This is a genomic window from Mycobacterium sp. SA01 (assembly GCF_041287105.1).
Classification (GTDB): Bacteria; Actinomycetota; Actinomycetes; order Mycobacteriales; family Mycobacteriaceae; genus Mycobacterium.
In genome coordinates, this window is record NZ_JBGGNO010000022.1 from 284517 (window position 1) to 304772 (window position 20256).

Annotated in this window: 19 protein-coding genes and 1 other RNA gene; 11 read left to right on the top strand and 9 right to left on the bottom strand. The window is 67.7% G+C overall.

Annotated features, from left to right (window positions below; translation table 11 throughout):
* Positions 1-14: 14 nt before the first annotated feature.
* The 3 genes from AB4879_RS27465 to AB4879_RS27475 all read right to left on the bottom strand — a co-directional run bounded on the left by AB4879_RS27465 (position 15) and on the right by AB4879_RS27475 (position 2422).
* On the bottom strand, positions 15-884 hold the full coding sequence (locus AB4879_RS27465) for an alpha/beta fold hydrolase (RefSeq protein WP_370510091.1): 870 nt from the start codon (positions 882-884) through the stop codon (positions 15-17).
* A gap of 136 nt (positions 885-1020) precedes the next feature.
* Positions 1021-1803, bottom strand: a complete 783-nt coding sequence (locus AB4879_RS27470; protein ID WP_370510092.1) for an enoyl-CoA hydratase/isomerase family protein — start codon at positions 1801-1803, stop codon at positions 1021-1023.
* 10 nt (positions 1804-1813) lie between these two features.
* Positions 1814-2422 (bottom strand): TetR/AcrR family transcriptional regulator, encoded by a 609-nt coding sequence (locus AB4879_RS27475; protein WP_370510247.1) that lies wholly within the window; start codon positions 2420-2422, stop codon positions 1814-1816.
* A 150-nt stretch (positions 2423-2572) separates the two neighbouring features.
* Here AB4879_RS27475 and AB4879_RS27480 point away from each other — a divergent pair, with 150 nt between their 5' ends.
* The 5 genes from AB4879_RS27480 (at position 2573) to AB4879_RS27500 (ending at position 10082) form a co-directional block, all read left to right on the top strand.
* A complete protein-coding gene (locus AB4879_RS27480; protein ID WP_102805500.1) occupies positions 2573-3307 on the top strand; it encodes a DUF1989 domain-containing protein in 735 nt (244 codons plus the stop codon).
* The gene (locus tag AB4879_RS27485) at positions 3304-3915 is read left to right on the top strand and encodes an urea amidolyase associated protein UAAP2 (protein WP_370510093.1); all 612 of its coding nucleotides are present in this window, start codon (positions 3304-3306) and stop codon (positions 3913-3915) included. The genes AB4879_RS27480 and AB4879_RS27485 overlap by 4 nt, the downstream gene beginning before the upstream one ends.
* Entirely contained in the window at positions 3912-5912 is a 2001-nt protein-coding gene (locus AB4879_RS27490) for a 5-oxoprolinase/urea amidolyase family protein (RefSeq protein ID WP_370510094.1), read from the top strand. Before AB4879_RS27485 ends, AB4879_RS27490 begins: the two co-directional genes overlap by 4 nt.
* 35 nt (positions 5913-5947) lie before the next feature.
* A complete protein-coding gene (locus AB4879_RS27495; protein ID WP_370510095.1) occupies positions 5948-7468 on the top strand; it encodes a CHAD domain-containing protein in 1521 nt (506 codons plus the stop codon).
* A gap of 88 nt (positions 7469-7556) precedes the next feature.
* Entirely contained in the window at positions 7557-10082 is a 2526-nt protein-coding gene (locus AB4879_RS27500) for a fibronectin type III domain-containing protein (RefSeq protein ID WP_370510096.1), read from the top strand.
* Positions 10083-10084: 2 nt separating this feature from the next.
* On the opposite strand, the gene rnpB is transcribed toward AB4879_RS27500, so the two are convergent.
* Positions 10085-10485, bottom strand: an RNA gene (gene rnpB, locus AB4879_RS27505) — RNase P RNA component class A.
* Positions 10486-10504: 19 nt separating this feature from the next.
* The gene (locus AB4879_RS27510) at positions 10505-11125 is read right to left on the bottom strand and encodes a class I SAM-dependent methyltransferase (protein WP_370510097.1); all 621 of its coding nucleotides are present in this window, start codon (positions 11123-11125) and stop codon (positions 10505-10507) included.
* A 48-nt stretch (positions 11126-11173) separates the two neighbouring features.
* Here AB4879_RS27510 and AB4879_RS27515 point away from each other — a divergent pair, with 48 nt between their 5' ends.
* Positions 11174-11743 carry a helix-turn-helix domain-containing protein gene (locus AB4879_RS27515; protein WP_370510098.1) on the top strand — a complete coding sequence of 190 codons (570 nt, stop codon included), beginning with the start codon at positions 11174-11176 and terminating at the stop codon, positions 11741-11743.
* Position 11744: 1 nt separating this feature from the next.
* On the opposite strand, the gene AB4879_RS27520 is transcribed toward AB4879_RS27515, so the two are convergent.
* The 3 genes from AB4879_RS27520 to AB4879_RS27530 are packed head-to-tail and all read right to left on the bottom strand — an operon-like array spanning position 11745 to position 14709.
* A complete protein-coding gene (locus AB4879_RS27520) occupies positions 11745-12830 on the bottom strand; it encodes a bifunctional RNase H/acid phosphatase (RefSeq protein WP_370510099.1) in 1086 nt (361 codons plus the stop codon).
* A 2-nt stretch (positions 12831-12832) separates the two neighbouring features.
* A complete protein-coding gene (locus tag AB4879_RS27525) occupies positions 12833-13564 on the bottom strand; it encodes a zinc ribbon domain-containing protein (RefSeq protein ID WP_370510100.1) in 732 nt (243 codons plus the stop codon).
* Positions 13561-14709, bottom strand: a complete 1149-nt coding sequence (locus AB4879_RS27530) for a Nif3-like dinuclear metal center hexameric protein (protein ID WP_370510248.1) — start codon at positions 14707-14709, stop codon at positions 13561-13563. The genes AB4879_RS27525 and AB4879_RS27530 overlap by 4 nt, the downstream gene beginning before the upstream one ends.
* Before the next feature lie 44 nt (positions 14710-14753).
* On the opposite strand from AB4879_RS27530, the gene AB4879_RS27535 reads away from it, so the two are divergent.
* Genes AB4879_RS27535 through AB4879_RS27545 form a run of 3 tightly spaced genes read left to right on the top strand, consistent with a single transcriptional unit; the run spans position 14754 to position 16736 of the window.
* Positions 14754-15425, top strand: a complete 672-nt coding sequence (locus tag AB4879_RS27535; RefSeq protein ID WP_370510101.1) for an HAD-IA family hydrolase — start codon at positions 14754-14756, stop codon at positions 15423-15425.
* The gene (locus tag AB4879_RS27540; RefSeq protein WP_370510102.1) at positions 15418-15918 is read left to right on the top strand and encodes a low molecular weight protein-tyrosine-phosphatase; all 501 of its coding nucleotides are present in this window, start codon (positions 15418-15420) and stop codon (positions 15916-15918) included. Before AB4879_RS27535 ends, AB4879_RS27540 begins: the two co-directional genes overlap by 8 nt.
* Positions 15918-16736: an SURF1 family protein gene (locus AB4879_RS27545; protein ID WP_370510103.1), complete on the top strand. Its 819-nt coding sequence runs from the start codon at positions 15918-15920 to the stop codon at positions 16734-16736. Before AB4879_RS27540 ends, AB4879_RS27545 begins: the two co-directional genes overlap by 1 nt.
* On the opposite strand, the gene AB4879_RS27550 is transcribed toward AB4879_RS27545, so the two are convergent.
* Entirely contained in the window at positions 16690-17652 is a 963-nt protein-coding gene (locus AB4879_RS27550; RefSeq protein ID WP_370510104.1) for a cobalamin biosynthesis protein, read from the bottom strand. The genes AB4879_RS27545 and AB4879_RS27550 overlap by 47 nt on opposite strands.
* 45 nt (positions 17653-17697) lie before the next feature.
* Between AB4879_RS27550 and AB4879_RS27555 the strand changes: the two genes are divergently transcribed.
* Together AB4879_RS27555 and AB4879_RS27560 are read left to right on the top strand one after the other, a co-directional pair.
* Positions 17698-18513 (top strand): oxygenase MpaB family protein, encoded by an 816-nt coding sequence (locus tag AB4879_RS27555; protein WP_370510105.1) that lies wholly within the window; start codon positions 17698-17700, stop codon positions 18511-18513.
* A 17-nt stretch (positions 18514-18530) separates the two neighbouring features.
* Positions 18531-20240 (top strand): amidohydrolase, encoded by a 1710-nt coding sequence (locus AB4879_RS27560; protein WP_370510106.1) that lies wholly within the window; start codon positions 18531-18533, stop codon positions 20238-20240.
* Positions 20241-20256: the final 16 nt, after the last annotated feature.

Here is a 20256-nt window from a genome sequence, read left to right on the forward strand (position 1 = left end):
GCCTGTTCACGCCCTCAACGCGCGAGTCGACGTCCCAGGAAGTCGACCATCAGTGCCGCGACTTCGTCGAGGGCCGATTCGAGCAGAAAGTGTCCACCGTCGAGCAGGTGGATTTCGGCATCGGGCAGGTCATCGGCAAACGCGGTCGCGCCGGCAGGGCCGAAGATCTCGTCCCCACGTCCCCACGCGGCGAGCAGCGGCACGCCACTCTGCCGAAAGTAGTCGTGCACCTTCGGATACAGCGGAGGGTTGGTCGCGTAGTCGCCGAACAGCGCGAGTTGGATGTCGTCGTTGCCGGGACGGCACAGTAGCGCGTAGTCGTGGAGCCAACTTTCGGGGTCAACGAGCGTTTCGTCGGCCACGCCCGTGACGTACTGCCAGCGGGTGGATTCCAGGCTGAGAAAGCCGCGCAACGGCGCCTCGGTCTCAGGTGATGGCCGGTCCTGGTAGGCCCGTACCGCCTTCCAGAACTCATCGACGAATCCGGCGTCGTAGGCGTTTCCGTTCTGGCTGACCACAGCGGTGATCGCCGACGGATCAGCCAGCGCGAGGCGCCATCCGATCGGCGCACCGTAGTCCTGGACGTAGATGGCGTAGCGATCGACACCGATATCTCGCAGTAGGCCGGCGGTGAGTGTTGCCAAGGCGTCAAAGGTGTAATCGAACTCGTCGGCTGCTGGCGCGGCCGACAGCCCGAACCCCAACATGTCCGGCGCGATCACATGGTAATGATCGGCCAGAACCGGAATCAACTGGCGGAACATATATGAGCTCGTCGGAAAGCCATGCAGCAGAACGACTACCGGTGCATCGAGCGGTCCCGCCTCCCGATAGAACAGACGATGACCGTCGACTGTCATGTAGCGGTGATGTACGGATGGCATGGCGACTCCTCATCTGGGCCATTCATCCCAATAAAATGGGTTGATTAGCCCAGTATGCGCTCTTCAGGTCGGTCGCACCAGTTACTTGTGAAGCCATGCACGCCGCGCCTGCGGCCAGACATTCCTGACGTCAGAGCTAGCTGAACTCTGGCGCGCGCTTGTTGAGGAAGGCGTCGATGCCCTCGCGGCCGTCGGCACTGTCGGCACACGCCGCGATCAGCCGGCCCTCCAGCTCCATTTGCTCCTCGAGCCCACTGCCGAAGGTGGTCAGCATCAGCTTCTTGACAGCCGCACCGGAACCCTTTGCCGCAGAAGCGATCTGCTCGGCCAGCACCTGAGCCCGAGCCTCCAGATCGTCGGCGGGGACCACTTCGGTGACCAGACCCCAGTCGGCGGCTTCGGCCGCCGTCAACGTCCGGTTGGTGAGCATCAGCTCCTGGGTGCGGCGCACGCCGATGATGCGGGGCAGGAAGTACGAGGAGCTGCCGTCGGGGCTCAGCCCGGCTTTGGTGTAGGCCATGGTGAACGATGCGGTGTCGGCGGCCAGCACCAGATCCCCCGCCACCGCAAGGCTGAACCCGGCGCCCGCGGCCACGCCGTTGACCGCCGTGATCACCACGGCATCCATCCGGGCCAGCGTCGAGATCGCGCGGTGCAGATCGTCGGCGATGCCCTTGACGAATCGGCCCGGACCCAACGGGGATGCCGCCATCGCCTTGAGGTCTCCCCCGGCGCAGAAGAACCGGCCGGCTCCGGTGAGCACGACGACCTTGACCTCCGCCACGTCGCAGCGAACGGCGACCTGCGCGAGTTCGGCGGTCATCACGTCGTTCATGCCGTTGGCGGCCTCGGGCCGGTTCAGCACGATCCGCGCGATCGGACCGGCCTGATCGAAGGACAACGTCTGGTAGTCGCTCACGGCCGGAACGTTAGCAACCGAGGATTCGCAGGGCGGCATCGGCAATCACAGCGGGCGTTTCGGGCGTGCACTCCTCATTGTCGGAGCGCCGGTTGATCACCGACTCGACAAGGCGGAACGGAAGGTCGTCGGCTTCGGCGATCCCGTCGCACTCGGAAATCACCTGCGCCGCGAGCGCACGGTACCGGCGCCGCAACTCCTCACGGCTGGCGCGAAACTGCGCGAACCGCTCGATGCGCAGTTCCGGCAGCAGGTAGAGCGCGCCGAGGTTCCAGCGGCTGGCGCACAGCTGCGAGCAGTCCGCGATCACCAGGGCGCGCAGTCTGGTCCTGGCCGGCCCGGCACCGGTCAGCAGGTCGCCGGCCAGCCGCAGCGCTTCGTCGACCGTTCCGGCCAGCAATGCCTCGAGGATGTCGTCCTTGGTGGCGAAATGGTGGTAGAGCGATGCCTGGCGGATACCCACCGCGTCGGCGATCCGCCTGGTCGACGTCCCGGCGTACCCGATCGTGGTGAAGAGCTCGGCGGCGGCGTCCAGGATCTCCTCGCGGGCGGTGTTGCCGGGCCGGCGGGACTGTTCGAGCCGGGGCCTGCCGCGCCCGTCATGGCCCTGGCTGCGCATACGCCATTCTGGCACTCGCCGTCGTCGGCGAATACCTGTCACTTGATCGAAATGCAGTCAACCCAGTCGTTACACCGGCGACATTCCCCGGGAACGGCACGTGAGAAAACTTTCACTTGACAGGTAATCGGCCAACTCAGGAGTGCCACGATGACAACCGCGTCGACCGACGGCGCCCGCTCACACGCGCGTTCCCAAGCGAACGACGCCACCATGCGGGTGCCCGTCCTGCCCGACGGAGTGGACGGCACCCGGCTGCTCTGGGCCGAGTCCGTGCCCGCGGAGTCCTACGCCAGCCGGGTGCTCGGCCGCGGTACCCGCCTGCGCCTGGCCGATCCCGACGGCGGCGCCTGCGCGCACCTGTTGCTGTTCCGGGCCGACGCCTCCTGGGAGCGGCTCAACGTCGCCGACACCATGAAGGTCCCGTGGCAGGCCTACCTCGGCGTGGGCCATCCGCTGTTGTCCGATCAGGGTCGCGTGCTGGCGACGGTCGTCGCCGACAGTTCCGGCCACCACGACCTGCTGTGCGGATTGCCTGCCGCCGGACAGCCCGCGATGCTGCTGGCCGCGATCAAGCACGGAATGGACATTCGCGACGTCGCACCGTCGGCGACGCTGTTCAAGGGTGTTCGAGTCGAGGACACCGGAGCACTGACATTCACCGGATCGGCGGGCCCCGGCACGGCCGTGGAGCTGCTGATCCATCTGCCCGTCATCGTCGCCGTGGTCAACACCGCACACCCCTTGGATCCACAGCCCGAGGTGACCGGACTCGACATCCTGGCCTGGCGTGCCGACGAGGAGCTGACCACCCCGGTGAACACAGATCCCGAATACCTGCGAGCTCTGTTCAACACTGAAACCACCTGGGCGGCAGCACAATGATTCTCGACGAGATCGTCGCGGCGTGCGCACCGTGGTCGGCCATCCTGCGGGCCGGCCAGTGCCTGCAGATCATCGATCTGCACGGCAACCAGGCGGTGGACACCCTGTTCTACGGCGTCACCGGTGACCGGGTCGATCCGGCCGGGCGGTACAGCGCGCAGGCCACCATCGCCGCGCAGCGCAGCATCTTCCTGACCACCGGCTCGGTGCTGCGGGCCGCCGACGGCAGGCCGTTGGTGACGATCATTGCCGACGAGGTGGGCAACCACGACACCATCGCCGGCGCCTGTTCCAAGGAATCGAACACCTTGCGCTACGGCCATCACACCGTGCATCAGCATGCCTGCGCCGAGAACTTCCTCGCCGAAGCCGCCAAGTGGGGCATGGGCAAGCGCGACATCGTCTCCAACGTCAACTTCTTCATGAACGTGCCCGTCGAAGCCGACGGCACCCTGGGCATCGTCGACGGACTGTCGGCGCCGGGCAAGTCGCTGACGGTGCGCGCCGACACCGACACCCTGGTGCTGGTATCGAACTGCCCGCAGATCAACAACCCCTGCAACGGATTCGACCCCACCCCGGTGCGGATGGTGATCACCGACTCATGACCACCCTCGAAGTACAGCGGGCGGGCCTCCTGACCACCGTCCAGGATTGGCCCGGCCGCGTCGGCTACTGGAATGTCGGCGTGCCGCCGTCGGGGCCGATGGATGATCTGTCCTTCCGCGTCGGCAACCGGGTGCTCGGCAACCCCGAAGGTGCCGCAGGCCTCGAATGCACGAAAGCCGGTCCCGCGCTGAGCTTCCCGAACGGTGCCCGGGTGTGTGTCACGGGGGCGGCCGCTCCGGTCACCGTCAACGGCGAGCCGGTGCCGCAGTGGCAGTCGGTACCGGTGCCGCCTGGTGGGGTGCTGGACATCGGAGTGGTCGACGGCCCCGGCATGCGCTGCTACGTGCTGATCGCCGGCGGTGTGTGCGAGGACGAATACCTGGGCAGCACAGCAACGTTCACGCTGGGTTGCTTCGGCGGTCACGACGGTCGCCCGCTGCGCGCCGGGGACAGGCTGACCATCGGTGACGATCCCGGACCTGCCACGGCACGGCCGGCCCGCGCCGCGATCGACGAGCAGCCCGCGATCGGTCACCGCTGGCAACTTGCAGTCACCGAAGGCCCGCACGGCGCACCGGAATTCTTCACCCGCGCCGACATGGCGACGATCGTCGGCACGGACTACACCGTGCACTTCAACTCCGATCGCACCGGTGTCCGCCTCGTGGGCCCGAAGCCGCAGTGGGCCCGCACCGACGGTGGCGAAGCCGGTTTGCACCCCTCGAACATCCACGACAATGCCTACTGCGTAGGAACTTTGGACTTCACCGGCGACACCCCGATCCTGCTCGGCCCGGACGGCCCAAGCCTCGGCGGATTCGTCTGCCCGGTCACCGTCGTGCGCGGCGACCGCTGGAAGCTCGGACAGATGGCACCCGGCGACACCGTGCGCTTCGTCCCGGTGCGCGCCGACCGGGCTCCGTCACTGGGCAGTATCGGCGCCGACCGACGGGCGTCGATGCCGCTGGTGATCTCGACCTCCAGCGACGCCGACGACGGTGTGCTGACCCGATTCGTCGGCGCCGAGGGCACCGACGTGACCGTCCGCCGTGACGGCGACGGCGGTGTCCTGGTCGAATACGGGCCCATGGTGCTGGACCTGGCCATGCGCGCCCGGGTCCACGTGCTGTACGAATCACTGTCGGCCAGCGCGGTTCCCGGCGTCACCGAACTGACCCCTGGCGTGCGATCGCTGCAGGTTCAGTTCGACCCGGCCGTCCTGAGCGCGCCGGAGTTGGTCGATCTGCTGGCCCGAACCGAGGAAACCCTGCCCGCCACCGACCAGCTGGTGGTGCCCAGCCGCACCGTACGTCTGCCGCTGTCATGGGACGACCCCGCCACCCACGAGGCTATTCAGCGCTATATGCATGGTGTGCGCGCCGACGCCCCGTGGTGCCCGTGGAACATCGAATTCATCCGGCGTATCAACGGTTTGGCCGATGTGCAGCGGGTGCACGACACCGTCTACGACGCCCAGTATCTGGTGCTGGGCCTCGGCGACGTCTACCTCGGCGCACCGGTGGCCACCCCGCTGGATCCCCGCCACCGGCTGGTGACCACCAAGTACAACCCGGCACGAACCTGGACTCCGGAGAACGCCGTCGGGATCGGCGGGGCCTATCTGTGCATCTACGGCATGGAGGGTCCGGGCGGCTACCAGTTCGTCGGCCGCACCACGCAGGTGTGGAACCACCGCCATCCGCAGGACTCGCGCTCGTTCGAGCCCGGAACACCGTGGCTGCTGCGTTATTTCGACCGGATCAGCTTCTATCCGGTCAGCGCCGAGGAATTGCTGGACCTGCGCGCCGACATGGCTGCGGGCCGCGGTTGCGTCGACATCGCCGACGGCACGTTCTCGATGCCGGATTATCAGCGCTTCCTGACGCTGAACGCCGACGGCATCGCCGAGTTCCGGGCCCAGCAGGCCGAGGCGTTCACCGCCGAACGCCGGGCCTGGGATCAGGCCGGCGAGTTCGCCGGTCAGCTGGCCAGCTGACCTCGTGTTCACCTGGATATGACACCCTGAGCGGCATGGGTTCGGGTACTGCGGGAAAAAGTCGCCATGTCGAGGTGGAGCGCAAGTTCGACGTTCCCGACGGGGCGACGCTGCCGTCGTTCGACGGGCTCTCGGCGGTGGCACGCGTGGAGCGGCAGCCCGCGCAATCGCTCGACGCGGTGTATTTCGACACCCCGGATCGCGATCTCAACGCCCATCGGATCACGCTGCGCCGCCGCACCGGCGGGCCCGATGCGGGCTGGCACCTGAAGCTGCCCGCCGGGCCGGACGCCCGAACTGAGGTGCACGCGCCGTTGGACAGCTCCCCCGAGGGCGGAGACTCGGTACCCACCGATCTGCTGGACGTCGTGCTCGCAGTGGTGCGGGACCGCCCACTGGCCCCGGTGGCCCGGATCTCGACGACCCGCAACGGGGTGATGCTCTACGACGGAGACGGCGCGGCGCTGGCCGAGTTCTGCGACGACGAGGTGAGTGCGTGGGCGCTCGGGAGCGGCGGCGAGACCGGGGAGGAACAGCGTTGGCACGAGTGGGAGCTGGAGCTGGTCGACGGTGAGATCGACGGCGGGCGCGACCTGCTGAAGCGGCTGGGCAATCGGCTGCTCGACGCCGGAGCCGTGCCGGCCGGCCACGGATCGAAGCTGGCGAAGGTGCTGGAGACGGCGGGTACGGCGGCGGAGGTGCCTGACGAGAACGAGGCGTCCCGCGACCCGGTGCATCAGGCGGTCGCCGAGCAGGTCGGCCAGCTGCTGGTGTGGGACCGCGCGGTGCGCGCCGACACCTACGACTCGGTCCATCAGATGCGGGTGACCAGCCGCAAGATCCGCAGCTTGTTGCAGGCCTCCGAGGACGCCTTCGGGTTGAGCGATGACGCCTGGATCCTCGACGAGCTGCGCCAGCTTGCCGGTGTGCTGGGTGTCGCCCGCGATGCCGAGGTGCTCGCCGAACGGTATGAGGCCGCGCTGACGGCACTGCCGGCCGACTTGATCCGCGGCCCGGTGTACGAGCGTCTGGTGTCCGGGGCTCAGCGCAGCTATCAGGCCGGCTTGCGGCGCTCGCTGGCCGCGATGCGGTCGACCCGGTACTTCCGGCTACTCGACGCGCTGGAGGCGCTGGTGGCCGCGCAGCCGCCGCCTGCGGCACCGGGCGAGGAACCCAAGCCGGTCAGCATCGACTCGGCGTATAAGCGGGTGAACAAGGCGGCCAAGAACGCCGCCCGGGCCACCGAAGACCGCGACGAGGCGTTGCACCGAATTCGCAAGGGCGCCAAGCGACTCCGGTATGTCGCTGCGGCCACCGGCGAGCCCAAGGTGTCAGACCGGGCCAAGACCATCCAGACTCTGCTCGGCGATCACCAGGACAGTGTGGTCAGCCGCACGCATCTGGCCCAGCAGTCGCTTGCGGCGCACGCCGCGGGCGAGGACACCTTCACCTACGGCCTGCTCTATCAGCAGGAGGATGACCTCGCGAACCGCTGCCGCGAACAGCTCGACGATGCGCTGAGCGCATTGCGGAAGACGTTCAAGAAGAAGCACTAGGGCTCGGGCGAGACCTTCCAGCGAAGTTCCCTGCGTTTTTTGACGAACGCAAGCAGTTTGGCCGTATTGGTCGATATGTCCTGCTGGTGTGAGCTTGCTGTGCTTAGTATCAGTCGATTCACGTTTGTTGAATTCCGTGAATCGACATGATGACAGGATCACAGCAACGCATCTTCGGGGGATCATGCTTTCTTCACGCTACGTCGGCCGCGTCGGCGCACTCGCTGTCATGTTGGGGGTTGGCACCGCGCTCGCGGCTCCGGCTTGGGCTGACGACAACCCTTCGGGGTCTGATTCGTCGGCATCGAGTTCGCCATCGTCGGCTCGTTCGTCCACCACGGCCGGGCCACGCAACGGGGGCAAAGCCGCCTTCAAGCGCCGCAGCGCCGCCGGGGGCGGCGGCGAGGTGAACAAAAGCCCCAAGAAGTCCAGCGGTGCCGGCGTCGTGAAGTCGGCCAGCCCAGAGGCCCACCCTGCGCCGGCCGCCGAGCAAAAGCAGCAGCAGGCCGAAACGAAACCCCGAGTCGAAGAGTTTTCCAGCACTGCCGCGATAGACCCTGTTGTCCCAGAACCGCTCTCGGTGTCGCCCGCACCGATGGCCACCCAAGCGGTAACACGGGTTACCGGGCTCAAGGTCTTGCCCGCACCGCTGGCGTCGGGCACGAATGCCCCCGCTCAAATGCAGTCTTTGTTCGTGATGTTGGGCGTTGCTCGCCGCCCGACTGATGACGGCGACTCCCCCGCGGCCGCCACCTCCGCAGCCGCAACGACGACGGTGACGATCAGCACGTGGAATCAGTTGATCACTGATGTCGCGAAGTACGGCGGCTACATCTCGTCACCGACCGCAAGTATCTCCGACAACAACATCCAGGTGACCCTGTTTGACACGTCGTGGACCGTGAAGAACACGCAGTTGGACGCCTTCGACGATACGGATTTCGGCGCTTACATCGCGACTCAGACGACGTTCACCTACTCCACGCCGTACGCACAAAACACCGATGTTCAAACCCAGCTGAAAAACAGAGCTCTCGAGTTGCATCTGAGCTACTCGGCCACCAACTACACCGCCTATCTGATAGCGAGGTCACCGACGGACCCTTCGACCATCAGTGGCGGCAAGCAGCTCACCATCGGGGACAGCATCGTGCACCCCGCGCCCATCGTTGCCGTCACACTGGACGCCAATGGCGCTCCCGTGTCTGTGTTTCCCTCTACTACAGACCCCAGCTGGCAAAGCGACTATTCTGTCGTCATTCTGCCGAAGAACATCGTTCCGGTCTTTCCCGGTGGGGATATCACGGCACCCACCGCCCCTACCCTCGCCACCTCCAAGCTCACCCCTGGCAGCGTCACGCTGAAAACGTCGGGAAGCACCGACGATGTCGGTGTCGTGGGCTATAACTTCTATCGCGTCAGCACCTATGACTACGGCGACGGCTATCTTCAGACAACCATCTGGATGGCCAGCACGTCGGTCGTACCGGCTGGGACGGCGTTCGTCGATACGGCAGTCGAACCCGACTCAACCTATACCTACACCGCTCGCGCCGTCGATGCAGCGGGTCACGAAAGTCTTGACAGCGCAGCACTTGTCGTGACGACACCAGCCATCGACACCGAGCCGCCGACCGCGCCGACCGTCACCGCAGGAACCATCACGACGACGACTGCGACACTGCTGGTCTCCGGCAGCACGGACAACGTGGGAGTCGACGGCTATGACATCTACCGCGATGGCGTCCGGGTCAATGATGCACTCATCGCGGCCGGTGAGAGCTTCGTCGATACCGACCTGACGCCGGGAACCGGATACAGCTATACCGCCTATGCCTACGACGCCGCAGGGAACGAAAGCGACGAAAGCGCAGCCGTTCTCGTCACGACGACCGGCAGCACGGGCGACGGCGGCAACCCCGGAGGTGGTGGCGGCGGTGGCGGCCAACAAGATCCGCTGCCGATACCAGGGCTCAGGGCGTCTGAGATCACGGACAATTCAGTCGTAATCGAATTGAGCAGAGCCAAACACGACAATCGAGTCGTCGGCTACGTCGTCTACCGCGACGGTGAACCGGTCTACACAATCACCAAGCTCGGCGATAGCTTCATCGACTTGAACCTGGATTCCTCGCACGTCTACACCTACACCGTCAGGGCTCAAGACGCCGAGGGTCATCTAAGTGAGACGAGCAGGCCACTACGCGTCACCATCTACTCAAAGGAGGAATGGGAGTACATACACGGTGACGACGCCAACCCTTTCTGGGAGAAGTCCTGGGAGAAATTCACAACGTATTTTGGGTGGATTCCGTTAGTCGGCGATGGAATTGCCGCGATAAGCATGGGCGTCGATATCGGTCAGCTCCTTACGGCAATCGCCAGCCAGGAAAAGCACGAGATTTATGACGAAGTGCTGGACCTCCTCGGCGATGGGATCGGCTTCATCCCCATCATTGGCGTCTTTAAAAACTTGGACAAAGACTTGGCCCAAGCCATCGAGGAACTCGATAACGGCCGCCTCAAAGAGACAACGAAAAGCATCGCATTCCATGCGGCAGAACTGATCTACGACAAGCTCGTGCGCCCTCGAATTGAGAAGCGCCTGCCTTGAGGCGAACGAGTTGGCCTCTAAGCCGGATTCTGTCCCGTCCCGCCCCGGCTGACCGGGGCAGGACGGCGGCGACCATCCATCTGGGCACTCCGTCACCGGGTACCTCGAGCGGCCTACCCGCAGGCTCGGGCGAGCAGCCCTCGATCGCCTGCGCAGCCGCACCAGGTGCGGCCTCTTGGCCTTGCTTCGGGTGGGGTTTACCAAGCCATCCCGGTCACCCGGAATGCTGGTGCGCTCTTACCGCACCGTTTCACCCTTACCGTCCTGACGGACGGCGGTCTGTTTTCTGTGGCACTGTCCCGCGAGTCACCTCGGATTGCCGTTAGCAATCACCCTGCTCTGTGAAGTCCGGACTTTCCTCGACTCACTTTCCACGGTGAGCCGCGGCCGCCCGGCCAACTCGTTCGCCTGAACACGGTAGCTCATTTGCGGCGCAGCTGGATGATGTTGTCGTCCAGGGTGGCGGGCTGACCCTCGGGCCCGTCCACGTCGCGCTGGGCGGTCCCCACCCGGACCCTCTCCCACTCGGTGTCGTCGAGGGCCAGGCCGGCCAGCACCTCGTCAGGCGCCGGGAATTCGTGGTGCTGGACCTCCTCCGGCGCCCATGGCGGCGCACCACCGTGGTCGACGATCAGCAGCGTTCCGCCGGGCGCCACGGTCGCCGCCGCGCGGCGCAGGATCGCGGGCCGGTCCATTTCGAGGGTGGTGTGGAAGAAGTGCGCCGACACCAGGTCGAAGGGCCCCTCGGGCAGCGTCTGGGTCAGGTCGTGTTGCTGAAAGTCGATGCGCTCCAACACTCCTCGCGCCGCAGCGTCTTCCGCCGCGCGGGCCAGGGCGGTGGTGGACACGTCGACGGCGACGACGTGCCAGCCGTGCTCGGCCAGCCACATGGCGTCGCCGCCCTCGCCGCAGCCCAGATCCAGTGCGCGCGAACCAGTCAGCGGTTCGACGATTTCGGCGAGGCGCGCGTTGGGGCGCCCACTCCAGATCCGTGGCTTCTCCGCGTAGCGCGTCTCCCAGTGGGTGTGGTGATCAGTAGTCATGCTCATCAGCTTGCCGGTGCCGCCCCAGAAGTGGCAATGTCTTTTGCCATGCAGGCAAACGATGACGTCGATCTGCGGGTGCGCAGGCGGCTGCGGGAACTGCGCGGCCGGCTCGGTCTGACACTGGACGACGTCGCGTCGCGGGCCGGTATCGACGTCTCCACGCTGAGCCGGCTGGAATCGGGCAAGCGCCGGCTGGCCCTCGATCACCTGCCCCGGCTGGCCGCAGCGCTGTCGGTCAGCGCCGACGAACTGCTCGGCGCACCCCCGGCCGCCGACCCCCGGGTGCGGGCGGCGTCGCACACCCGGCACCTGGTCACGTACTGGCCGCTGACCCGCCACAGCGGGGCGGGCGGGCCGCAGGCCTTCAAGATTCGCATCAACCCGCGCCGGCGTACCCCACCGGCCGACCTGCCCACCCATGAAGGGCAGGAATGGCTTTACGTGCTCTCCGGACGCCTGCAGCTGATCCTCGGCGAGCAGAATTTCGTGATCGAGCCCGGTGAGGCCGTGGAGTTCAGCACCTGGACACCGCATTGGTTCGGCGCCGTCGACGGCCCGGTGGAGGCCATCATCCTGTTCGGCCCGCACGGCGAACGCGTGCACATGCGGGATTAGCTCAGGCCAGGTACGACGTCTGGTTCACCAGCCGCACCGAGGCGCCGCCGTCGGGATAGAACTCCGCGATGCTCAGCGACGCGAGATCCAGGTGCAACCGGTGCAGGATGCTCGGCCCGGCGTCGAGCGCCAGCCGCAGCAGTGTCTTGATCGGCGTCACGTGCGAGACCACCAGCACGGTGGCGCCGGGATTCTCGGCGATGATGCGGGCCCGGACCCGCTGGATCCGTTCTTCGACGTCGACGAAGCTCTCCCCGTCCGGCGGACGCAGACCGGTGTCCCGCAACCAACGGCCGTGCAACTCCGGATCGCGCTCCCTGGCCTCGGCGAACGTCAGGCCTTCCCACGCGCCGAAGTCCGTCTCGATCAGGTCATCGTCGACCGTCACCGTCAGCCCCAGCGCCGCGGCGGCGGCCGACGCGGTCTCATAGGCGCGCTGCAACGGCGAGCTGATCACCACGTCGACGCCACCGCCCCCGGCCAGGTATTTGGCCGCGGCCTCGGCCTGACGCCGGCCGGTGTCGGTGAGTTCGGGGTTGCCGCGACCCGAATACCTTCGCTGCCGGGAGAATTCGGTCTGACCGTGCCTCAACAGCAGCATGCGGGTCGGGGCGCCCTGGTTGCCTGTCCACGCCGCGGGCGGAACCGCGACCGCACCAGCCGGCGGATCGGCCACGGTTGACTGCTGTTCACGGTCCATCGCCTCGTTGGCCAGCCGGTCTGCGTAGGAGTTCTGCTCGCGTGGAATCCATTGGTAGGTAACCGAATCGAACGTCGAGGCCAGCGCGCGCGCCTGCTGGTGCAGCTCGGCCATCGCGGCGTGCTTGACCTTCCAGCGGCCGGACATCTGCTCTACGACGAGCTTCGAGTCCATCGAGACGGCAACCTCGTCGGCCCCGAGCCGGCGGGCCTCCTCCAGAGCTGCGATCAGCCCACGGTATTCGGCGACATTGTTGGTGGTGATGCCGATCGCCTGGCCGTGCTCGGCCAGCACGGTCTGATGGTCGGCCGACCACACGACACAGCCGTAGCCCGCCGGCCCGGGGTTGCCGCGGGACCCGCCGTCGGCCTCGATGAGAACGCGCACGGCTACAGCCCGCCGATGCGCAGCAGGATCGCCTGACACTCGGGGCAGCGGATCACCTCGTCCTCCGGCGCCGCCGAAATCCTGGCCAGCTCACCGCGATCCAGCTCGATGCGGCATGCTCCGCAGCGACGGCCCAGCAGCCGTGCAGCGCCGACACCCGATGTGGTCCGCTGCCGCTCGTAGAGCGCCACCAGGCCCGGGTCGAGCCCGGCCACGATCGAGTCACGCCGGGCCCCACGCTCGCCGCGCACCCGTTCGACGTCGGACAGCGCTTCGTCGCGGTTGTGTCCGGCAGTGGTCAGATTGGCTTGCAGCGCTCCGGCTTTCGCCTGCTCCTCGGACTGCTCACCGGCCAGCTGCTCGCGCCGCTCCATCACCTCGAGCAGCGAATCCTCCAGGCTGGCCTGCCTGCGCTCGAGCGTGTCGAGTTCGTGCTGCAGTTCCTCGAGCTGCTTGGGGTTGACGGTGCCGGAGTCGAGGAGTTTGCGGTCGCGGTCCTCACGCTGGCGCACACCGTCGATCTCTGACTCGAATCGGGCCACCTGGCCGTCGATGTCCTCGATCGCGATCGCCAGGGCCGCCAGCCGGTCGGCGGACGCCCGCTGCTCACCCAGGGCGGTGTCGTACTCCTGTTGCTCGGGCAGGTTGGCCGCCCGATGGGTCAGCCGCCCCATCTCGGCATCGAGCTCGGCCAGCTCCAGAAGCGACCGTTGCTGTGCCAGTTCAGCTTTCACGAAATGCCTTTCGGTGATGTGATGTTCCACGGGTCGGTGCGCAGGTCGCAGACGCGGACCGGGAGCGCAGCCCCGAAATGGTCGTGCAGCACCCCGGCGGCCTGCGCACACCACGGATACTCGCTGGCCCAGTGCGCGACATCGACCAACGCGACATCACTGCCACGGCGGTGCTCGTCGGCGGGATGGTGGCGCAGGTCGGCGGTGACGTAGGCGTCCACTCCCGCGGAGGCGGCGGCGCTCAGCAGTGAGTCGCCGGCTCCCCCGCACACCGCCACCCGGGTCACCGGGGCGTCGGGATCCCCCGCCGCCCGAACCCCCCACGTCGTCTGCGGCAGTACCGCGCCGGCGCGGGCGACGAAATCGGCGAACCGCAGCGGTTCGGCCAGCGTCCCGATCCGGCCGATACCCACGCCGGTGGGCAGGGCGGCCAGCGGCAGCACGTCGAACGCCGGTTCCTCGTACGGGTGGGACGCGCGGACAGCGGCCAGCACCTGGGATCGCAGCCGGACCGGCGCCACCATCTCGACGCGGTCCTCGGCCACCCGCTCGAGGGACCCGATCGTTCCGATGGCAGGCGCGGCGCCGTCGAGTGGCAGGAACTGTCCGGCGCCCGCCACGCTCCAGCTGCAGTGCGAATAGTCGCCGATGTGGCCGGCACCGGCGGCGAACATCGCCGAGCGGACGGTTTCGGCGTCGGCGGTCGGGACGAAGATCACCCATTTGTCGATGTCGGAGCCCGCGCTGATCGGGTCGAGCACACCGTCGACCGTCAGCCCCAGGACCTCGGCCAGCGCGTCGGACACTCCCGGATTGGCCGAATCGGCGTTGGTATGTGCGGTGAACAGCGCGGCACCGGCCCGGATGAGCTGGTGGATCAGCCCGCCCTTGGGCGTGCTGGCCGCGACGGTGTCCACCCCGCGCAGCAGCAACGGATGGTGTGCCAGCAACAACCCGCGCGCACCCACCGTCGCGGCCACCTCGGCGGTGGCGTCCACGGCCACCGTCACCGAGTCGACGACGTCGTCGGGATCGCCGCACACCAGGCCGACGGAGTCCCAGCTCTGCGCGAGACCGGGCGGGTAGGCGTCGTCGAGCACGGCGATGATCTCGGCCAGTTTGACGCCCGTCGCCGTGTGTTCCACCACGCCAAGAACAGTAGTGCGCAGCGATCGGCCACAATGGACCGGTGACGAGCACGGCTTCCGACACCCGCCCGCAGTTGGTGATCTTCGACCTCGACGGCACCCTCACCGACTCGGCAGAGGGCATCGTGGCCAGCTTCCGTCACGCGCTGGCCGCAGTCGGGGCCGAGGCGCCCGGCGGCGATCTGACCGGTCGGATCGTCGGGCCCCCGATGCATCAGACGTTGGGCGGGCTCGGCCTCGGCGAGCGCGCCGACGAGGCGATCGCGGCGTACCGGGCCGACTACACCAGCCGGGGCTGGGCGATGAACAGCCTGTTCGACGGCATTCCGCAGCTGTTGGCCGACCTGCAGGCGGCCGGCGTGCGCCTGGCGGTGGCGACCTCGAAGGCCGAGCCCACCGCGCAGCGGATCCTCGAGCACTTCGAGCTGTCCGACTACTTCGACGTGATCGCCGGCGCCAGTGTCGACGGGGCCCGGTCCAGCAAGGCCGACGTGCTCGCCCACGCGCTGGGTCAACTCCAGCCGCTGCCGGAGCGGGTCATCATGGTCGGCGACCGCGCCCACGACGTGGAAGGTGCCGCCGAGCACGGCATCGACACGGTCGTGGTGGGCTGGGGCTATGGCGCCGAGGACTTCCGCGAACCGCAGCTGGCCGAGGCCGCGGCCGCTCATGTTCCGACCGTGACGGCGCTGCGTGAGGTGCTCGGTGTCTGATACTCGCCTTGTCCACGTGACGTTCGTCTGCTCGGGCAACATCTGCCGCTCGCCGATGGCCGAGAAGATGTTCGCCCACCAGATCGAGCAGCGTGGCCTGGGCCACCTCGTCCGGGTGACCAGCGGCGGCACCGGCGACTGGCATGCCGGCGATCCGGCCGACGAACGCGCCAACACCGTCCTGCGAGCGCACGGCTATCCGACCGAGCACAGCGCGGCGCAGGTCGGCGACGACCACCTGGCCGCCGATCTCGTCGTCGCGCTCGGGCGCAACCATCTGCGGATGCTGACCCACCTCGGGGTGGAACCCGAGCGGGTTCGGCTGTTGCGCTCGTTCGACCCTCGCTCAGGTGCGCATGCCGACGACGTCGACGACCCGTACTACGGCGGCCCGACGGATTTCGAGGAGACGTTCACCGTCATCGACGCGGCCCTGCCGGGTCTGCATGCCTGGGTTGACCGACGGCTGGCCGGCGAGGGTCTGACCGGCTGATGAAGCGCTGGACGTTCCTGCTGCGCCCGGGCTGGATTGCCCTGGCGCTGGTGGTCGTCGCGTTCGCCTATCTCTGCTTCACCGTGCTGGCACCGTGGCAGCTGGGCAAGAACACCAAGACATCGCGCGAGAACAATCAGATCGCGTCCTCGCTCAACGCCGAGCCGGTTCCGGTGACAACGTTTCTGCCGCACCAGGATTCGTCGGCGCCCGGGGATCAGTGGCGGCGCGTGACCGCGACCGGGCGCTACGTGCCGTCCGCCGAGGTGCTCGCCAGGCTGCGGGTGGTCGGTGGCGCGCCGGCATTCGAAGTCCTGGTGCCGTTCACCGTCGACGGTGGTCCGACGGTTCTGGTCGACCGCGGTTATGTGCTCGCCGTCCAGGGCTCGAAAGTGCCCGACATCGCACCGCTGCCCACCGGCACGGTGAGCATCACAGCGCGGCTACGCGATTCGGAGACCGCACCCCCCGACAAGCCGCCGTTCCGCGAAGGCGGCTTCACCCAGCTCTACGCGATCGACACCGCCCAGGCCGCGGCGACCACCGGGGTGCCGGTGGCCGGCTCGTATCTGCAGTTGGTGGAGAACCAACCGGGCGGGCTCGGCATCGCCGAACTGCCACACCTGGATGCCGGACCGTTCCTGTCGTACGGCATCCAGTGGATCGCCTTCGGCATCGTGGCCCCGATCGGCCTCGGCTACTTCGTGTATTCGGAGATCAAGGCCCGCCGCCGCGAGAACGCCGCAGCCGCGCAGAATCCGTCGGCACCGGTCACCGTCGAGGACAAGCTCGCCGACCGGTACGGCCGGCGGCAGTGAGCCCGACCGCGAGAACCGCGGCGGCGAGCTGAACGACCCGGGACAACCGCACCGAGCGGCGAAGGTCGTCGATGCCCGGGACGCGACCCTCACCGAGGGTCGGGCGGATCTCCAGCTGGTGGTGATATTGGGTGGGGCCGCCGAGGCGCACACCCAGCGCGCCGGCGAATGTCGCTTCCACCACGCCGGCGTTCGGACTGGGGTGCCGGGCGGCGTCGCGGCGCCACGCCCGCAGCGCCCCGGCCGGTGAGCCGCCGACCAGTGGTGCGCACACCACCACCAGCACGCCGGCCGCCCGCGCCGCCCCGAAGTTCGCGGCGTCATCCAGACGTGCTGCCGCCCAACCGAATCGGGTATAGCGCGGCGAGCGATGCCCGATCATCGCATCCAGTGTGTTGACTCCGCGGTAGACCAGCACACCCGGTACTCCCCCGGCCGCCGCCCAGAGCAGCGGCGCGACGTGCGCGTCGGAGGTGTTCTCGGCCACCGACTCCAGAGCCGCCCGGGCCAGTCCGTCGGTGTCCAGTGCCGACGGGTCCCGTCCGCACAACGACGGTAACAGCGCCCGGGCACCGTCGATGTCACCGGCCGCCAGGAGATCGGCCAGTTTCTCGCCGGTCCGCCCCAGCGTCGTTCCGCCGAGGGAGGCCCAGGTGGCGGCGGCGGTGACGGCCGCCAACGCCGGGCCGCGGGCACCGCGCTGCAGCAGCGTTCCGGCCACGGCCAGCCCGCCCAGCAGTACACCGGTGTGCACCGCGCCCGCGACCCGGCTGTCGCGGTAGGTCAGCTTTTCGAGTGCGGCTGCACACCAACCGAACCCCGCCACCGGATGGCCGTGGACGGGGTCGCCGAAAGCAAGATCCGCCAGCTGGGCCGTCAGGATGCCGACACCGCGGTACCGTCTGCGCGCAAACACCCCGGCACTCTCTCACACGTGATGTACTGCCCTGATGAGGCCGCGATGACGCGATCCCCGACGCGGGTCTCGGACTTGCTCAACCCGGCCGCGGTGCTGGCGCCCGCCGCCAACGTCATCATGCAACTGGCCCACCCCGGCGTCGGTTACGGCGTTCTCGAGTCCCCGGTGGACAGCGGCAACGTGTACAAGCATCCGATCAAGCGGGCCCGCACCACGGGCACCTATCTCGCGGCGGCCACCATCGGCACCGACGCCGACCGAGCCCTCATCCGCTCGGCGGTGGACACCGCGCACGCCAAGGTCCGCTCCACCGCGTCGAGCCCGGTGTCCTACCGCGCCTTCGACCCGAAGCTTCAGCTGTGGGTGGCGGCCTGTCTGTACCGCTACTACGTCGACCAGCACGAGTTCCTCTACGGCCCGCTTGACGACGCTGCCGCCGACGCGGTCTATGCCGACGCCAGCCGGCTCGGCACCACGCTGCAGGTGCGCGAGGGGATGTGGCCGGCCGACCGCGCGGCCTTCGACGAGTACTGGCAGCAGTCACTGGACGAGTTGTCCATCGACCCGCCGGTCCGCGAGCATCTGAAAGGTGTTGCGGGAATGGCATTCATGCCGTTCCCGATCCGGGAGACGCTGGGCCGGTTCAACCTGTTCGCCACCGTCGGTTTCCTGCCGTCCGAATTCCGGTCGATGATGCGGCTGCCGTGGAGCGCCGGGCAGCAGCGCCGTTTCGAGTGGTTGCTGGCCGCACTGCGGCTCGCCGACCGGCTGATCCCGCACCAGGCCTGGATTCTCGGGTACCAGCTGTACCTCTGGGACATGCGCGCCAGGGCGCGCCGCGGACAGCGCATCGTCTGATAGCAGCAAGGGGTCTCATGTCCAGCACAATCCTCACCGCCGCAACGGTCATCACGATGGATCCCGATCAGCCGCGCGCGGAGGCCGTCGCCGTCACCGACGGGCTGATCGCCGCGGTCGGGTCATTGGCGCAATGCCGGGCGCGGTGCCCGGACGCCGAGGTGATCGACACCGGCGCGGCCGCCCTGTTACCGGGTTTCGTTGAACCGCATAGCCATCCGGTGATGAGCGGTGTCGCCACCCAGCCGCCGGCCCGCTCGATCGCACCGTGGGACGCACCGACCTGGCAGGACGTCGAGAAGATCTTCGCCGATGCGATCGCCCAGACCGACCCGGCCACCCCGCTGTTGTTCGCCGGCTTCGACGCGCTGCTGCACAAGCGCCCCTCCCCGAAGGCCCCCGAGCTCGACCGTATCTTCGGCGACCGAATCGCCGTTGTCACCGACAATTCCGGCCATGGCGCGTATTTCAACACCGCCGTGATGAAGCAGCGGGGCTGGAATGTCAATCCGCCTGCCGATCCGGTCGGCGCTCACTTCGGCCGAAATCCCGACGGCAGCCTCAACGGCCAGGGATTCGAGACCGCGGTGCTGCTTGCCGTCGCCGGGCCGATCCTGTCCCAGCTGGGCAACCCGCTGGTCAGTGCGGCCGAGTACTACGCCTGGATGTCGCGCGGCGGGTACACCTCGACCTCCGACATGACCTACGACCCGAAATTCAAGGGCGCCTACGAAGCGCTGGCGACGGCGCCGTCCTGCCCGCTTCGGGTGAGCATGTGGGAGATGTCGACCACCGACACCTACAACAACGCCGAAACCTTCAATGTCGCTGAGCAACTCCTGGTCAAGCAGGGTGTCAAGCTGTGGACCGACGGCTCCCCATGGATCGGGAACATCGCGATTTCCTTTCCCTATCTGAGTACCGAGACGACCAGAACGGCCGGTATCGACCCGGCCTTGGCCGGTGGCCCCCAGTCGATGAACTACACCCTCGAGCAGCTCGACTCCGTGCTGGACGTCGCGGCCCCCTCCGGGTGGCAGATGGCCTTCCACGCCAACGGCGATCTCGCCATCGAGTTGGCGCTGGACGCCTATGAGGGCGCACTGAATCGCCACAATCTGCAAGGCAGCGACCATCGTTGGCGTCTGGAGCATCTCGGGGCGGGCACCCGCGAGCAGTTCGACCGGGCAGCGCGCCTCGGCGTGCACGTCTCGATGGCTCCGTTCCAGTACTACTACTGGGGCGATCTGCTGGACGGGCAGATCTTCGATCACGAGCACGGCAGCACGTGGGGGGCCTTCGCCGACGCGGTGGCCTCGGGTGCGGTGGTCTCGCTGCACAACGACGGGTCCGTGTCGCCGCCGACCCCGGTGCTCAACATCGCGACCGCGGTGACCCGGCGCACCCGGGCCGGCAGCGTTCACGGTGCCGAGCAATGCATCAGCCTCGACCACGCCCTGCGGGCGCACACCATCAACGCCGCCCGGACCCTGCACCGCGACAATCTGATCGGCTCGCTCGAGGTGGGTAAGCTCGCCGATTTCGTGGAGCTGGCCGCCGACCCCTACGCGGTGGACCCCGCCGAATTGGCGGACAAGGCCACGGTCAACGGGACCTGGCTGAGCGGCGAGCGTATCGATCTGGGCGCGTTCGTCGCCGCGGTCAGCGGCACCGATCCGGGTCCGCATGAACATTTGGCGGACCATCCCCGTCATACGTGTTGTTAGCCCCACCATCAGAAGG

Bases quoted from the DNA above. Each gene is read 5' to 3' on its own strand.
- AB4879_RS27465 (WP_370510091.1), bottom strand. From the start codon at position 884: ATGCCATCCGTACATCACCGCTACATGACAGTCGACGGTCATCGTCTG.
- AB4879_RS27475 (WP_370510247.1), bottom strand. From the start codon at position 2,422: ATGCGCAGCCAGGGCCATGACGGGCGCGGCAGGCCCCGGCTCGAACAG.
- AB4879_RS27480 (WP_102805500.1), top strand. From the start codon at position 2,573: ATGACAACCGCGTCGACCGACGGCGCCCGCTCACACGCGCGTTCCCAA.
- AB4879_RS27485 (WP_370510093.1), top strand. From the start codon at position 3,304: ATGATTCTCGACGAGATCGTCGCGGCGTGCGCACCGTGGTCGGCCATC.
- AB4879_RS27490 (WP_370510094.1), top strand. From the start codon at position 3,912: ATGACCACCCTCGAAGTACAGCGGGCGGGCCTCCTGACCACCGTCCAG.
- AB4879_RS27495 (WP_370510095.1), top strand. From the start codon at position 5,948: ATGGGTTCGGGTACTGCGGGAAAAAGTCGCCATGTCGAGGTGGAGCGC.
- AB4879_RS27510 (WP_370510097.1), bottom strand. From the start codon at position 11,125: ATGACTACTGATCACCACACCCACTGGGAGACGCGCTACGCGGAGAAG.
- AB4879_RS27515 (WP_370510098.1), top strand. From the start codon at position 11,174: ATGCAGGCAAACGATGACGTCGATCTGCGGGTGCGCAGGCGGCTGCGG.
- AB4879_RS27545 (WP_370510103.1), top strand. From the start codon at position 15,918: ATGAAGCGCTGGACGTTCCTGCTGCGCCCGGGCTGGATTGCCCTGGCG.
- AB4879_RS27555 (WP_370510105.1), top strand. From the start codon at position 17,698: ATGACGCGATCCCCGACGCGGGTCTCGGACTTGCTCAACCCGGCCGCG.
- AB4879_RS27560 (WP_370510106.1), top strand. From the start codon at position 18,531: ATGTCCAGCACAATCCTCACCGCCGCAACGGTCATCACGATGGATCCC.